The organism is Knoellia altitudinis (genome assembly GCF_042666355.1).
GTDB classification, from domain to species: domain Bacteria; phylum Actinomycetota; class Actinomycetes; order Actinomycetales; family Dermatophilaceae; genus Knoellia; species Knoellia altitudinis.
Genome location: NZ_JBHTDK010000001.1, coordinates 2,871,084 through 2,886,071, shown reverse-complemented (window position 1 = coordinate 2,886,071; position 14,988 = coordinate 2,871,084). Strand labels below are relative to the sequence as shown.

The following is a 14,988-nucleotide window of genomic DNA, read 5'->3' as shown; positions in this document are numbered from 1 at the left end:
ACCGCGTTCAGTCTCGTCGGTTTCGGTGTCAGTCGGCGAGGAGCAGCTGGACCAGCCTCACCGCGAGGGTGGCCGGCCAGTAGCCGAGGCCCACGAGGACGACTGTCCAGAAGAGCCATCGCCTAGCCAGACCTCGGCCCGTGCGCTGGTCCGGATGGGGCGCTCTGTGCGAGAGCGCGATCCCTCGCTCGGGATGCAGGCTTGCGATCATGCGTCGGGAGCGCTCTGCGCAGACCCGGACTCGAGCAGGGTGACGAAGCCGGCCTCGTCGAGGATGGTCAGTCCGAGCTCGCGCGCCTTGGCCTCCTTGGAGCCGGCGCCGGGTCCGACGACGACGTAGTCGGTCTTCTTGGAGACCGACCCCGACGCCTTGCCACCGCGCGCGAGGATGGCCTCCTTGGCCTCGTCGCGGCTGAAGCCCTCCATCGACCCGGTGACGACCACGGTGAGCCCCTCGAGAGTCTGCTCGACCGAGGCATCGCGCTCGTCCTCCATCCGCACGCCGTCGGCAGCCCACTGGTCGACGATGGCGACGTGCCACTCGTTGCCGTCGCGGTCGAACCAGTCACGCACCGACTCGGCGATGATGCCGCCGACACCCTCGACACCGGAGAGCTCGTCGACGCTGGCCGCGCGGATGGCGTCCATCGACCCGAAGTGCTGGGCCAGGGCCCTGGCCGCCGTCGGCCCCACGTGGCGGATCGACAGCCCGACGAGCACGCGCCACAGTGGCTTTGCCTTGGCGGACTCGAGGTTGGCGACGAGCTTGGCTCCGTTGGCCGACAGCACCCGGCCCCCGATGACCGACTCCGGCGGGTCGGTCTTCTTGGCCGCACGGGTGTAGAGCGGGACCTTGGCGATGTCGGCGTCGGTGAGACCGAACAGCGTGGACTCGTCGGTCAGCACCCCCGACTCGAGCAGCGCGACCGAGCCCTCCCACCCCAGCGCCTCGATGTCGAACGCACCACGACCTGCGAGCCCCGACAGCCGCTCGCGCAGCTGCGACGGGCAGGAGCGTGCGTTGGGGCAACGGATGTCCTTGTCTCCCTCCCTGGCCGCCGCGAGGGGCGTGTCGCAGGACGGGCACCGCGTCGGCATGACGAACGCCCGCTCGCTGCCGTCGCGCAGGTCGACGACGGGTCCGAGGATCTCGGGGATGACGTCACCGGCCTTGCGCAGGACGACCGTGTCGCCGATGAGGATGCCCTTGCGGACGACCTCGGTGGCGTTGTGCAGCGTGGCCCGCTCCACCGTCGAGCCGGCGACGACGACGGGCTCCATGACACCGAACGGCGTCACCCGGCCCGTGCGACCGACGTTGACCTGGATGTCGAGGAGGACGGTGTTGACCTCCTCGGGCGGGTACTTGTAGGCGATCGCCCACCGTGGCGCCCTGGACGTGGACCCGAGCTGTCGCTGCACCGAGATCTCGTCGACCTTGACGACGACACCGTCGATCTCGTGCTCGACGTCGTGGCGGTGCTCGCCCGTGGAGACGATGAACTCGTTGACCTCCTCGATGGTGTCGACGACGCGGTAGTGGCTCGAGACGGGCAGACCCCAGGCCTCCAACGCGGCATACGCCTCGCTCTGCGTCGTGAGCGCGAAGCCCTCGCGCTTGCCGAGGCCGTGGACGAGCATCCGCAGCTCCCGGCTGGCCGTGACGCGAGGGTCCTTCTGCCGCAACGACCCTGCCGCGGTGTTGCGCGGGTTGGCATAGGGCGGCTTGCCCGCCTCCACGAGCTGCGCGTTGAGCTCGCCGAACGCCTCGATCGGGAAGTAGACCTCCCCGCGCACCTCGACGAGGTCGGGCACCGGATGCTCCGTGGTCCCCTTGAGCCTGGTCGGTATGCCCTTCACCGTCCGCACGTTGAGCGTCACGTCCTCGCCGGTGCGGCCGTCGCCACGGGTCAGGGCGCGGACCAGCCTGCCCTTCTCGTAGAGGAGGTTGATCGCGAGCCCGTCGATCTTGAGCTCGCACAGGTAGTGGAAGCCGGCACCTGCGTCGCGCGTGACCCGGGCCGACCACTCGAGCATCTCGTCGGGCGAGAAGGCGTTGTCGAGGCTGAGCATGCGCTCGAGGTGGTCGACGGAGTCGAAGTCGGTCGAGAAGATCGCTCCACCGACGCTCTGGGTGGGGCTCTCCGGCGTGCGCAGCGACGGGTGCTCGTCCTCGAGCGCGTTGAGGCGCCTCATCAACGTGTCGTACTCACCGTCGCTGATGGTCGGCGTGTCCCTGACGTGGTAGGCGAACTGGTGGGCGGCCGCCTGCTCGGCGAGGTCGGTCCACTCGTGCCGGACCTCATCGGGGACCTCGACCACCATGTCGTTCTCGCTCACGGAGTCATCCTGCCGCACGGGACCGACACGCCGCCGGACTCATCCGGTCGCGTCGGCGCCGAGAAGGACGTCGCGGGTGACTTCGAGCTGACCGAGGTGCTGCGCGAGCTCCTCGTAGACGTGCGCGAGGACGGCTCCCTGGGTCGCGTATGCCGTCCGGTCCCGGTCCGCGGGCGGGTTCCGCGGCGCTGCGGCCGGCTCTGCGGCGTGTGCGTCCTCGTGCAACCGCGCACGTCCGAGGTCGAGCAGGGCCAGGGCCTCGTCGACGGTCCCCGTGGCCGTGAACTCCGCGTCCCGGTCCCGAGGCACGACGATCCCGCGGTTCACCGTGCGACCCCATCGGCCCATGACACCGACGACGTGCGCCACGAGGACGAAGGCGGAGTTGGACCCCTCGATGCCGGTGAGCGAGCTGTTGACGTGGACATCGCCCAGCTCACGCACGCACGCGGCATACCCGTCCAGGGCCCGGTCGCAGAAGGTGAGGTACTCGTCGATGCTCATCACGCACGGGAGTGTATGAGCACCGCCGCATCGTCGTCATCGGCGAGCAGTGCCGTCCGGGCACGCTGCGCGCCCGGAGTGCGGGTGAGGTCCCCGGACAGCCGGGCGAGAAGGGCTGCCGTGTCGGGGTCGGGTGAGAGCAGTCGCTCCGCTGAGGCTCGCAGCTCCGCGGGAGTGGCCGAGTTCGGGTCGAGCGCCTCGCCCAGCCCTGCCCTCTCGAGCGCTGCCGCGCCGGCGAACTGGTCGGTGGACATGGGCACGAGCAGGAGCGGGACGCCCGCGGTCAACGCCTCGGTGACGCTGTTGTTGCCTCCGTGCGACACGGCCAGGGCGGCGTGCCGGAGCAGCGTCGGCTGTGGGAGCTCCGCGCGGACCAGCCACGACGACGGGACCGGGCCCAGAGCGCCACGCGGCGTGGACCCGCCGGCCAGCGCGACGCGGACGTCCATGCCTCGCAGGGCTTCGGCGATGCGCCCCAGCACGTCGGAGCGCACCGACAGGAAGCTGCCGAGGCTGACATAGACGATCGGACGGTTGTCGCGTGCCAGCCAGGCGTCCACCTCCGCATCTGGCTCGTCGCTGCGGACAGCGGAACCGAGGAAGGCGTGCCGGCCCAGCAGCGCCGTCCGCTCGGGCGGGTGGAGCTCGCCGGGGTAGTTGAGGAGCAGGACGTCCCCCGTCTCGGCGAAGGCGTCGTCGCTCGCCGGAGCGGACGGGTCGAGGACGGCGAGCGCCGCGTTCCACTCCTGCGTGAACACGTTGCGCACTCCCTCGCACTGGCGCCGCAGGTCCACGAGGGAGGAGCGAGTCGGCTGGAGGCGCCGGGGCCAGGCCGGTGGGTACCCGTAGACCTCGTCGCCCACGGTCAGCGCGGACGGGTGGCCCAGGACGACGTCGGCGTGCCGCACCCCCGCGCCGATCAGGCCCAGGCGGGCGCTGAAGGCGAGGTGGTCGACGATGACGTGATCGGGTCGCACGCGCTCCACGAGGCGCTGCACCTCGCAGGCGACGCGCAGCGGCTCCCAGAGCAGGTCGGCCCCACGGGCCGATGCCTGGAACGCGAGCGTCGGGACCGCACCGAGGCGGGTGGCGTCGAAGAAGCCGCGCAGCGCGTCTTCCTCCCCGCGCGGCTGGTCCTCGGCACGGATGACACCGGGGTTGGACCCGCGACCGAGCTGCAGGTGCTCGCGCTCGAAGCCGAACCAGCGCACGATCTCGTCTGTCGCAGCGCCGGTGGCGACGACGACTCGCTCGCCGGCATCGGCCCAGGCCGTGGCCAGCGTGGCGAGGGGCAGCAGGTGGGAGGCGTAGTCAGGACTGATGACGAGCAGCGTCATGGGAGACCTCCGTATAGATCGCGGCGAGGGACGCAGCCATGGTGCCGACACCGAACTCCTGCGCCACCCGGGCCCGGACGTGGTCGGCGCGCGCTCCGGCGTCGGGTGCGTCGGCCAGATCGAGCGCGGAGACCACGGCGGCTGCCAGGGCTGTCGGTGAGGTGGTGTCGACGAGCAGGCCGGTCACCCCGTGCTCGACGTACGTCGCCGGCCCGCCCTCCCGAGGGGTGACGACGACGAGGCCCGAGGCCATCGCCTCGAGGATGGCGATGCCGAACTCTTCCTTGAGGCTGGCGGAGACGTAGATCCCACCCGGTGCACTGAGCCCGGGGCGCCCCAGCCGGATCGCCGACAGCCACGTGGCGACCACCCCGTTCGGACGGTGACCGGCCAGCAGCAGGCCCCGGTCCGCGGCGTCGGGGCGGGCGACCGACGCGCAGATGCGGGTCAGCTGTTCCGCCTCGTCGGCGTTCGGGTCGTCGAGGTCGCCGCCGACGACGAGCAGGTTGCAGCTGTCGCCGGACACGGGATCCGACGCCCACGCCTCCACCAGCGTGGCCATGCCCTTCACCCGGTGCAGCCGCCCGACGCTGATGACCAGGGGCAGGTGCCGACGCCTCGGTGGGAGGGTCGCGAGCAGCGTGTCCAGCTCGGCGAGAGCGTCCGCCGTGGCGACCGGGACGGCGACGCCACGGGTGGCGTCCGCCACCTCCTGGGCCGCACGTTCGAGTGGGGCGAGATCGATGCCCTCAGGGACCACCGTGAGCGATCGGTCACCCGCGTCCGGGTCGAGGTGCAGGAGCTCTCGCAGGTCGCGGTCCAGCCGTGGTCGCGGGAAGGCGACGAGGTGGGCCGCCTGGTCCGCGAGGTCGCGCAGGAGCCGCACCCTGAAGACGAGGTGCTCCGCCTGGTCCGCCGCTCCGAAGGTGGCCCGGGTGAGGGTGCCGGAGGCCTCACGCGCAGCGATGAGCGCGTGCGGGTCGGGAGCCAGGGTGAGCACCGTGGGGATGCCCAGCTCCCTCGCCACCTCGGACGCCGCCCACGACCCCACGTCCGCCATGCGCAGGTGGAGGACGTCGACCGGGGCCGCCGCGACGAGCGCTCGCCGGAGCCCGCGCCGGATGCCGACCCGCAGCGGCCACGTGTCGGCAGACGGCCGTGCCGGGCCCGGAAGGGGGACGCCGAGGTAGTGGTGGCCGGGGGCCGGGGACTGGTCGGGGCTCCGTTCCCCCTCGTGGTGGCTGCGCGAGAAGGTCAGCACTCGCGAGACCCCCGGCTCGGCGACGAGCGCATCCCCGAGGTGGACGAGCAGGGTCGCGATCCCGCCGGTGTCTCCCTTGCCCGCGTTGCGCAGGCTCCCGTCGACGTCGGCGTGGAGGAACAGCTGGGCGACCGTCAGGCCGTCACGGCCGGACTCGGAAGGACGCATCGGACGAGGCGGTGCCTCGTCGTCGGCCTCGGGCTCGACGACGCCCCAGGCCTCGAGGGTCGCCTCGGCGAGCATCCCGACGAAGCCGCCCTCCTCCATCGCTGCGTGCAACGGCGACACCGCCTCGGCAACCGGAGCGGACGTGCGCAGCGCCCACGCAGCGTGCTCCTTGAGGAAGGGCACCCGTGAGGTCAGCAGCGGCACCACGAGCGCCCGCACCATGGCCGGTCCCCCGGCAGCGGCGGCGTGCACCGCCGCGATCGCCGTGAGCTGGTCGGTGTCGTCGTCGATGGCAGCACGCAAGCTGCCTCTCGCCGCGTCGCCGTCCTCGCGCACGGACTCCACGAGGGGGTCGATGAACTCGATCGCCGCGAGGAGGGAGGGCGCGGTACGGACCGCGTCGAGCATCCCCACGTTCGGCGTGGCCAGGGTATCCGTCACCCTCGTATACTAGGCCACACCTTGCACAAACCTTCTACAAACACTCAGGTCTGTCTCGTCGACCGATCTCCCGGCCGGTCGGGTGGACGTCCCGACGGGGGCGTGAGCAGCACGGATGGGTCTCGTGCGTGCCGCCCCACGGGCCCGCTCCAGCAGACAGAATGGCGGCGACCCCGTCTCGGCAAAGGAGCCACACCATGGGTAGCGCAGACGCCAACCTCGCATCACCGCTCGTCCGCACGGCGAGGGAGATGCCGGAACGGCCGGCCCTGAAGATCAACGGGCAGGACATCAGCTACCAGCAGCTCCACGGCATGGCCGCCAAGCTCGCAGGAGCGTTGCGCGCCAACGGCATCGAGCCGGGTGACCGCGTCGCGCTGATCCTGCCCAACGTCCCGGCGTTCCCGGTGGCCTTCTTCGCCACGCTCCTCGCCGGCGGCGTCGTCGTCCCGATGAACCCGCTGCTCAAGTCGGGCGAGATCGACTTCTTCTTCACGAACTCCGGCGCCAAGATCGCCTTCGTGTGGCCGGACTTCGTCGACGAGGCCACCAAGGGGGCGGCGAGCTCGGGCACGAGAGTCATCGAGTGCGGACCGATGGGACCGGTCGACGGAGCGCTCGAGGGTGGAGAGGCCGTCGCCGAGCCGACGGAGCGCGAGGGCGACGACACGGCGATCATCCTCTACACCTCGGGCACGACCGGCCGCCCCAAGGGGGCCGAGCTCACCCACGACAACGTGAGCCTCAACGCGATGCGCTGCGCCGAGGTCATCCAGGAGCTCAACGAGAACGACGTGATCATGGGCTGCCTGCCCCTCTTCCACGTCTTCGGTCTCGTCGTCGGCCTCAACGCGGCGGTTCGCGTCGGGGCCTCCCTCGCGCTCATCCCCCGCTTCGACCCGGCTGCCGCGATCAAGGTCATCGGTGACGAGAGGGTCACCGTCATGCAGGGCGTGCCCACGATGTATGCCGCGATCCTCAACCACCCCGACGCCGACAGCCTCGACGCGTCGTCGCTGCGGACCTGCGCCTCGGGTGGGTCGGCGATGCCGCTCGAGGTGATGAAGGCGTTCGAGGAGAAGTTCGGCTGCGTCATCCTCGAGGGCTACGGCCTGTCCGAGACCTCTCCGGTGGCCTCGTTCAACCTGCCCGGACGCGAGCGCAAGCCCGGCACCATCGGCCTCGCCATCCCCGGCTGCGAGATGCGGGTCATCGACCTCGACGGCCAAGAGGTCGAGCACGGCGAGGTGGGCGAGATCGCCATCCGGGGCGACAACGTCATGAAGGGCTACTGGGACAACCCCGACGCGACGGCCGAGGCGATCCCCGACGGCTGGTTCCGCACCGGCGACCTGGCCACCCAGGACGACGAGGGCTACTTCACCATCGTCGACCGCAAGAAGGACATGATCCTGCGCGGTGGGATGAACGTCTACCCGCGCGAGGTCGAGGAGGTCATCTACCAGCACCCCGACGTCCTCGAGGTCGCCGTCGTCGCGGTCCCAGACGAGCTGCTCGGCGAGCAGGTCGGCGCCGGGGTGACGCTCCGCGAGGGGTCGAGCGCCACGGCGGAGGACATCATCGAGTTCACCAAGGAGCGCATCGCGGCCTACAAGTACCCGCGGCAGGTGTGGTTTCTCGACGAGCTGCCCAAGGGGCCGACGGGCAAGATCCTGCGGCGCGAGGTCAAGGCACCGACCACGGGCTGACGCCGGTCCCCGGTGCGCTGCTGCGCCAAGCCCGGTGTCGGGGATCCGGGGTCACCGTCAGCTGGATGGGCCCGGATCCCCGACACCCGGTCGCGGCAGGCACGCTCAGGTGCGGAGGGCCTCCGGCGCGGCCGCGGTCTCCTCGGCGGCGGGCGCCCGCTCCGGGGCGTTGATCACCCCGGCTGCGGCAAGGACGATGACGAACCCGGCCAGCTCCCAGATCCCGAGGGACTCCCCGAGCAGGGCGACCCCGAGGAGCACGGACACGACCGGGATGAGGTAGGTGATCGTCGAGCCCACGACGGCGCCCGCGGCGCGGACGACGTCGAACAGCAGGATGTATGCCGCGCCGGTCCCGACCGCGCCCAGGACCAGGACGCACACCAGGGGCAGCCACGCCCAGCCTCCCCCGGTGTGCCCGGCGTCGAGAGCTGAGGTCCCGAGCCGCGCCGTGTCGTAGGCCCACAGCGAGGACACGCCGACGTCCTGGGCGAGCCCCCAGACCACCGCGAGCGGAAGCATCACGACGGTCCCCATGAGCAGGGTCGCCGCCGGCTGGCTCAGCCCGCCCAGGTCGGCCCCGGCGAGGAAACGGCGGTTGTAGGTCCAACCGACGCCATAGCTGGCACCACCGGCGAGCGCCATCGCGAAGCCCACGAGGTCGGGGCGGGCATCGTTCCATGGCTGCATGATCGTGATGACCCCGAGGAACCCGACGAGGACGGCGGCGAGCTTGGGTCGGCTCGTGCGGGTCCCCGGCATCATGAGCATCGTCATGAGCACGGTGGCGATGGGCGTGGACGCGTTGCCGATGCCGGCCAGCGCCGAGCTGATCCTGGTCTCGGACAGGGCGAAGAGCGTGAACGGCAGCGCGCCGAGGAACACCCCGGTGACGACGAGGTGGGCCCAGGTGCGACGCTCGGTCGGCAGCGAGCCGCCGCGCCCCCAGAGCAGGACGAGGATGGTGGCGGTGCCGGCCACCAGGCGCAGGGTGGCGATCTGCACCGGGTGCAGCGACTCCAGCCCGATCTTCATGAGCAGGAAGCTGGACCCCCAGATCAGCGCCAGGGCGAGGTACTTCGCCTGCCAAGGGACCCTGGGTGCGGGTGACATCAGTCGTGCTCCTTCTCGGTCAGCTCACCGGCGACAGCGACCGCCACCCGTTGAACGTCCACGGCCCCCCGAGGTGTGAGTGACGGCAGACCACACGTCGGGGTCACCGTGACGTCCGCGAGCGATGCCAGCGGGAGTCCGACCCGGCCGAACCCCTCGACGACGTGCGCCACAGCCGTCCGGACCGCGTCAGCCGAAGAGGTGACGGCGCTCGTCGGCACCACACCGGCCCAGAGCCGGGTGCCGGCCTCGACGGCTGCCGCGACGGCCTCCCACCGCTGCGCCGAGGACTCGGTGAGATCGAGCGCCAGGGCGGTGACGCCGGTGGCGGCGAGGAGCTCCACCGGAGCGTCCGGGTGGCACGAGTGCAGGACGACGTCACCGTCGTGCGCGTCACGAACCTCCTGTATGCCGCGTGCCACCTCCACGCGGTCGACCGCACGGACGCGTCCGTAGCCCGACGCCGTCGGCAGCTCGCCGCGCAGGACCGACAGCACGGAGGGTTCGTCGAGCTGGACCGTGATGACTGCTCCGGGGACGAGCCGCTGCACGTCCGCGACGTGCTGGCGCACCCCCTCGGTGAGCGAGGCGACGAGGTCACGGCGGGCGCCCTCGTCGGTGACCGAGCGCTCCCCGCGGTTCAGCTCGATGGACGCGCCGAGCGTCCACGGTCCGGCGACCTGGATCTTGAGCGGCCCGGCATACCCGTCGTAGGCCTCGGCGAGCTCGTCGAGGTCCTGGCGCAGGAACGCGCGGGCGCGTGCGCTGTCCCGGCCGGGGCGGTCGGTGAACCGCCAACCGGAGGGCTGGAGGTCCACCGAGAGGTCCGCAAGCAGGGCGGCGGATCGCCCGATGAGGTCGGATCCCGGCCCACGAGAGGGCAGCTCGGGCAGGTAGGGCAGGCCGTGGCCATCAACATCGGCGAGGAGATCGCGGACCGTGACGACGGCCTCCCGCGACGACTCGCCGGGCCAGGAGCCGACTCCGGAGACGTGGGTCACGCGAGAACCCTCGCACTCGCGAAGTCACGCACCGACCGCGGGACCTCGGAGGTGGTGGAGGTCGGGGCCGCCACGGGCTCCAGCGCCACCGTGCGCAGCTCCACGACACCGTGCCACGCGTCGGTCTCCTCGCCCGGTGCGCTGGCCGTCCCGGTCCGGACCTTGGTCATGAAGCGCCCCTGTTCGATCGGCAGTGCCATGACCGAGGTCTTCGCCACCTCCTGACGCGTCATGGGCCGGACCTCGCCGGTCCGCCCCGGGATGAGTCGCTCCGAGACCGCGTCGAGGGCGGTCGTGCGGTCGCCGTCGCTGAGCGGGGTGAGGTTGCCGTAGACGACGGCGGAGCGGTAGTTCGCCGAGGAGTCGAACGTGGTGTGGCCGACGACGAGCGCGTCGACGGCGATGACGGCGAGTGCGGCCGGCGCGCCCGCGGCGACGTGGCGCAGGGCGCCGGCGCCGGTGGAGCCGTGCAGGAGGATGCGGTCGCCCTGACGCGCGAAGAGCATCGGCACGACCCACGGCTCGCCGTCGACGACGGTGCTGAGGGTGCCGGCGAGGACGTCGTCGAGGATCGCGTCGAGCGCGACCCGCTCGGTGCTGCCGCGTTCGCGGTGCCGGTGCAGGGTGAGGTGGGACATGACTCCATGCTCAGCCACAACTGGACCCCCCTCCAGAACCAGTATCGCCGGAAGCGCAGGACCAGTATTCTGGCAGGATGCCCCGGTCCGCCCGCACCACCAGCCTTCCTCTCCGGCTCGAGACGTCCGACCGGCCGCTGCGTCACCGGATCGCCGATGCGGTCGTCGCCGCGCTGCGCGAAGGGCGGCTGCGGCCGGGCGACCCACTCCCCTCGACTCGGGTGCTGGCAGCGGAGCTCGAGATCTCCCGGGGACCGGTGGTCGCGGCATACGACGAGCTCGCGGCGGCCGGCTTCATCGAGACCCGCCCCGGATCGGGTGCTGCCGTCGCGCCCCGTGCGGACCGGGCCGCCCGAGCCGGCGCCACCTCGTCGGTCGAGCCCATGGCGCCATGCCCGACCGACCCCGTCCCCACCACACCGTCGTGGCCGGTGCGTCGCGAGACGCGTTTCGACCTACGGCCGGGTCGCCCGGACGTGGGCTTCCTCGACCAGGCCGCATGGCGACGGGCCTGGCGACAGGCCGCGTCCCAGGCGCCCACGACCGACATCAGCCACGGCCCCCGCCACACCCGGCTGCGCGAGGTGCTCGCCGACCACATCCGGCGCAGCCGGGGCATCGCCGTCGCCGCCGACGACCTCCTCATCACGCCGGGAGTCAGCGCCACCCTCCAAGCCCTTCCCGCCGCCCTGGGCCTCGTCGGGCGCACCGTCGCCGTCGAGGACCCCGGATACGCCGAGGCGTGGACAGCCTTCTCCGACACCGGATCCCGCATCCGGCCGCTGCCGGTCGATGACGACGGTCTCGACCCGTCGATGCTCAGACGTGGTGACGCGGCCGTCTACGTCACCCCGTCGCACCAGTACCCGCTGGGTGCCCGCATGCCGGTCGCCCGGCGCACTGCCCTCCTCGAGTGGGCCAGGGCCTCGAACGGGCTCGTGCTCGAGGACGACTACGACGGCGAGTTCCGCTACGACGTCTCGCCGCTTCCGGCGCTGCGCTCGCTCGAGGGAGCCGACGACCACGTCCTCTACATCGGCACGGCCTCCAAGATCCTCGTGCCCACGCTGCGGGTGTCGTGGCTGGCACCACCGACGCACCTGCGCGAGGCCATCCGGGTCGAGCTGGAGCGGCGCAGCCTGTTCGTCAACGAGATGACCGGTGAGGCCGTCGCGGAGTTCATCGCCAACGGCTCGCTCGCAGCGCACCACGCGCGCGCTTCGCGGACGTATGCCGCTCGCCGTGCGCGACTCGTCGCCGCCCTGGCCCGGCAGCTGCCCGGTCACCGCCTGAGCGGGGTCGACGCCGGCCTGCACCTCGTCCTGCTCCTGCCGGACGACGTCGACGACCACGAGGTCTCGATGACGCTGCTGCACCACGGTGTGGCGGTCAACCCGCTCTCGGCCTACTGCGTGGAGTCGGTGCGCCGCGGACTCGTGATCGGGTATGCCGGCCTGCCGGAGTCCCAGGCCGACGCGGCGGTGCGTGCCCTGGCTCGCGGCCTCGCCTGACGGCCTCGAGACGACCACGTCCTCGCGAGCCGACCAGGAAGACCTGGTCGCCCCATCAAGAAATGGTCGTGCCGAGAACGGGGAGGAGGTCCGGGCTCACCTCGCGGCCTGGGCACGTGAGGTCGAGGCGATCGTGGCCGAGCCGACGACGCGGGTGCCCTCATAGAGCACGACCGACTGGCCTGGAGCGACCCCACGGATGCGCTCGTCGAGCCGCACGTGCACCACCTCCGGGTGGGCGGCGTCGACACGGGCCCACGCCGGCGCCTCGTCCCCGTGCGCTCTCACCTGGGCCCCCAACCGGACCTCACCGACCGGAGCGCCCCCGCACCAGCGAGCGTGGTCGGCCGTGATGAGGTCGACCCCCAGCAGGTCCTGGGTCCCGATGAGCACCCGGTTGGTCGGAGCGTCGACGCCCACGACATAGCGTGGCTCGGCGTCCAGCGAGGAGCGCTCCAGACCGAGCCCGCGACGCTGTCCGACGGTGAAACCGTAGGCACCACGATGGGCGCCCACCACCTCGCCGCTGGACGCGTCGACCAACTCGCCGGGCTGCTCCCCGAGCCGCTTGGTCAGCCAGCCCCGGGTGTCGCCGTCGGGGATGAAGCAGATGTCGTAGGAGTCCGGCTTCCTGGCGACCGAGAAGCCGCGAGCCGCCGCCTCCTCACGGATCTGCGGCTTGGCCGTGTCACCGAGCGGGAAGAAGGCGCGCGCCAGCTGCTCGTCGTCGAGCACTCCCAGGACGTAGGACTGATCCTTGGCAGGGTCGACCGCACGGTGGAGCTCGCGCCGCACGACGCCGTCCGCGCCCGGCCGCTCGACGATCTGCGCGTAGTGCCCCGTCGCCACGGCATCGAACCCCAGCGCCACCGCACGGTCCAGCAGCGCGGCGAACTTGATCGACTCGTTGCAGCGCAGGCACGGGTTGGGAGTGCGGCCCGCTTGGTACTCGGCCACGAAGTCGTCCATGACATCGCGCTGGAACCGCTCGGCCATGTCCCAGACGTAGAAGGGGATGCCTAGCCGGTCGGCGACGCGCCGGGCGTCGCCGGCGTCCTCGATGGTGCAGCAGCCACGCGCGGACTCTCGCAGCGTCGCAGCCGAACGCGACAGCGCGAGGTGCACACCGACCACCTCGTGCCCGGCGTCGAGCATCCGCGCGGCGGCTACGGCCGAGTCCACTCCCCCGCTCATCGCGGCGACGACGCGCATCAGGCCGCCCCGCTGGCACGACGGGCCCGCTCGACCACAGCCGGCAGCGCCGCGAGGAAGGCGTCGACGTCGGCGTCGGTCGACGTGTGCCCGAGCGAGAGGCGCAGCGCCCCGCGGGCCTCCGCCTCCGGGTAGCCCATGGCAAGCAGCACGTGGCTCGGCTGCGGCACACCGGCCTGGCACGCCGAGCCGGTCGAGCACTCCACCCCGGCAGCGTCGAGGAGGTAGAGCAGCGAGTCGCCCTCGCAGCCCGGGATGAGCAGGTGGGCGTTGCCGGGAAGCCGGTCGGTGGCATCACCCTCGGTCCAGCAGCCGCTCACGCTGATGCCGAGCCCGAGCCCGATCGCGCCGCCGATGAGGCGGTCCCGCAGCTCGGTGAGGCGCTTGGCCTCGACGTCACGTCCGGCGACCGCCTCGGTGAGGGCGACCGCGAACGCGCGTATGCCGGCCGCGTCGAGAGTGCCCGACCGCACCTGCCGCTCCTGGCCACCTCCATGGACGAGCGGCACGAGCCGGGCATCGCGCCGGGCCAGCAACGCCCCGACACCGACGGGTCCCCCGACCTTGTGGGCAGAGACGGTCATGAGGTCGGCGCCACTCGCGGCGAAGTCGACCGGGAGCTGCCCGACGGCCTGCACGGCGTCGGTGTGGAACGGCACGCCGGCCTCGCGCGCCACGGCGGCCAGCTCGGCCACGGGCTGCACCGTCCCCACCTCGTTGTTGGCCCACATGACGCTGGCGATCGCCACGTCGAGCGCATCGGTCGCTCCAGCAGGGGCCGTGAGGGCACCGCGCAGGTCATCGACCGAGATGTGCCCGCAGCGGTCCGGCTCCAGCCAGGTGACCTCTGCGTCGTGGCGCTTGACGAGGTGCTCCACCGGGTCGAGGACGGCGTGGTGCTCGATCCCGCCCACGACGAGCCGGCGCGCGCCGACGGACCGCAGGCGGGCGGCATACGTGCCCTTGATGGCCAGGTTGTCCGCCTCGGTGCCACCGGACGTGAAGACGACCTCCGACGGTCGAGCGCCGAGGGCACCGGCGATCTCCTCGCGCGACTCCTCGACGACGGCACGGGAGGCGCGACCGGAGGTGTGCAGCGACGACGGGTTGCCACCGCGCTCGCTCTGCTCGACCCACGCAGCGCGAGCCGACGCCCGCATGGGGGTCGTCGCCGCATGGTCCAGATAGGCGCTCACCAGCCGATTCTACGTTCGCCACGTGAGAGCCACCGCCGCAGGAGCGACGACCTCACTCGGGCGAGCGCGGTCACGCCGCTCTGCTGCGGCTCACCGAGGTGTTCTACGACCGGGTGCTCGCCGACCCGGTCCTCGAGACGGTGTTCCGGCACATGAGCCCCGACCACCGAGAGCACGTGGCGCGCTGGCTCGGTGAGGTCTTCGGTGGACCGCCGGACTACACCGACCACCTCGGCGGCTACCCCGCGATGCTGCGCCACCACGTCGGCCTGGGCATCACCGAGGAGCAACGTGCCCGGTGGGCCGGCCTCATCGCGGCGAGCGCCGACGAGGCCGGCCTGCCCGAGGACCCGGAGTTCCGGTCGGCCTTCATGGCCTACGTCGAGTGGGGAACCCGGATCGCGCTGGCCAACTCCGCTGCCGGTGCCGACCCTCCCGAGAACCTGCCGGCACCACGCTGGGGCTGGGGTGAGGCTCCGCCCTACCGCGGTTGACCTGAAGTGGCGGCGCTCGATCAGCCTCGGTCAAGAGCTCACCCCGCGAACCAGAGGTCCGCG

At 72.0% G+C, this 14,988-nt stretch carries 13 protein-coding genes; 3 read left to right on the top strand and 10 right to left on the bottom strand.

The window, feature by feature from the left end; genetic code table 11:
* Nucleotides 1–28: 28 nt before the first annotated feature.
* The 5 genes from ACFQW8_RS13525 to ACFQW8_RS13505 are packed head-to-tail and all read right to left on the bottom strand — an operon-like array spanning nt 29 to nt 6,051.
* Nucleotides 29–211 carry a hypothetical protein gene (locus ACFQW8_RS13525; protein ID WP_380088138.1) on the bottom strand — a complete coding sequence of 61 codons (183 nt, stop codon included), beginning with the start codon at nt 209–211 and terminating at the stop codon, nt 29–31.
* Nucleotides 208–2,325, bottom strand: coding sequence for an NAD-dependent DNA ligase LigA (ligA, locus tag ACFQW8_RS13520; protein WP_380088674.1), 2,118 nt, complete (start codon nt 2,323–2,325; stop codon nt 208–210). Before ligA ends, ACFQW8_RS13525 begins: the two co-directional genes overlap by 4 nt.
* A gap of 54 nt (nt 2,326–2,379) precedes the next feature.
* On the bottom strand, nt 2,380–2,844 hold the full coding sequence (locus ACFQW8_RS13515) for a mycothiol transferase (RefSeq protein WP_380088672.1): 465 nt from the start codon (nt 2,842–2,844) through the stop codon (nt 2,380–2,382).
* Entirely contained in the window at nt 2,844–4,181 is a 1,338-nt protein-coding gene (locus ACFQW8_RS13510; RefSeq protein WP_380088136.1) for a nucleotide disphospho-sugar-binding domain-containing protein, read from the bottom strand. Before ACFQW8_RS13510 ends, ACFQW8_RS13515 begins: the two co-directional genes overlap by 1 nt.
* Nucleotides 4,156–6,051 carry a glycosyltransferase gene (locus tag ACFQW8_RS13505; RefSeq protein ID WP_380088135.1) on the bottom strand — a complete coding sequence of 632 codons (1,896 nt, stop codon included), beginning with the start codon at nt 6,049–6,051 and terminating at the stop codon, nt 4,156–4,158. The genes ACFQW8_RS13510 and ACFQW8_RS13505 overlap by 26 nt, the downstream gene beginning before the upstream one ends.
* Nucleotides 6,052–6,248: 197 nt before the next feature.
* Between ACFQW8_RS13505 and ACFQW8_RS13500 the strand changes: the two genes are divergently transcribed.
* Nucleotides 6,249–7,760 carry a long-chain-fatty-acid--CoA ligase gene (locus ACFQW8_RS13500; RefSeq protein ID WP_380088133.1) on the top strand — a complete coding sequence of 504 codons (1,512 nt, stop codon included), beginning with the start codon at nt 6,249–6,251 and terminating at the stop codon, nt 7,758–7,760.
* Nucleotides 7,761–7,865: 105 nt separating this feature from the next.
* On the opposite strand, the gene ACFQW8_RS13495 is transcribed toward ACFQW8_RS13500, so the two are convergent.
* From ACFQW8_RS13495 to ACFQW8_RS13485, 3 genes are read right to left on the bottom strand one after another with little or no spacing between them, the layout of a single operon-like run.
* Nucleotides 7,866–8,873: a DMT family transporter gene (locus tag ACFQW8_RS13495; protein WP_380088131.1), complete on the bottom strand. Its 1,008-nt coding sequence runs from the start codon at nt 8,871–8,873 to the stop codon at nt 7,866–7,868.
* Nucleotides 8,873–9,874 (bottom strand): methionine synthase, encoded by a 1,002-nt coding sequence (locus tag ACFQW8_RS13490; RefSeq protein ID WP_380088129.1) that lies wholly within the window; start codon nt 9,872–9,874, stop codon nt 8,873–8,875. Before ACFQW8_RS13490 ends, ACFQW8_RS13495 begins: the two co-directional genes overlap by 1 nt.
* On the bottom strand, nt 9,871–10,512 hold the full coding sequence (locus ACFQW8_RS13485) for a pyridoxamine 5'-phosphate oxidase family protein (RefSeq protein ID WP_380088128.1): 642 nt from the start codon (nt 10,510–10,512) through the stop codon (nt 9,871–9,873). Before ACFQW8_RS13485 ends, ACFQW8_RS13490 begins: the two co-directional genes overlap by 4 nt.
* A 77-nt stretch (nt 10,513–10,589) precedes the next feature.
* On the opposite strand from ACFQW8_RS13485, the gene pdxR reads away from it, so the two are divergent.
* Nucleotides 10,590–12,023, top strand: a complete 1,434-nt coding sequence (gene pdxR / locus ACFQW8_RS13480) for a MocR-like pyridoxine biosynthesis transcription factor PdxR (protein WP_380088126.1) — start codon at nt 10,590–10,592, stop codon at nt 12,021–12,023.
* Nucleotides 12,024–12,119: 96 nt separating this feature from the next.
* Here pdxR and mnmA read toward each other — a convergent pair whose 3' ends face one another.
* A complete protein-coding gene (gene mnmA, locus ACFQW8_RS13475; protein WP_380088125.1) occupies nt 12,120–13,235 on the bottom strand; it encodes a tRNA 2-thiouridine(34) synthase MnmA in 1,116 nt (371 codons plus the stop codon).
* Nucleotides 13,235–14,395 (bottom strand): cysteine desulfurase family protein, encoded by a 1,161-nt coding sequence (locus tag ACFQW8_RS13470; RefSeq protein ID WP_380088670.1) that lies wholly within the window; start codon nt 14,393–14,395, stop codon nt 13,235–13,237. The genes mnmA and ACFQW8_RS13470 overlap by 1 nt, the downstream gene beginning before the upstream one ends.
* 116 nt (nt 14,396–14,511) lie before the next feature.
* Between ACFQW8_RS13470 and ACFQW8_RS13465 the strand changes: the two genes are divergently transcribed.
* Complete coding sequence (locus tag ACFQW8_RS13465) at nt 14,512–14,925, top strand: group II truncated hemoglobin (protein ID WP_380088668.1); 414 nt, start codon at nt 14,512–14,514, stop codon at nt 14,923–14,925.
* Nucleotides 14,926–14,988: the final 63 nt, after the last annotated feature.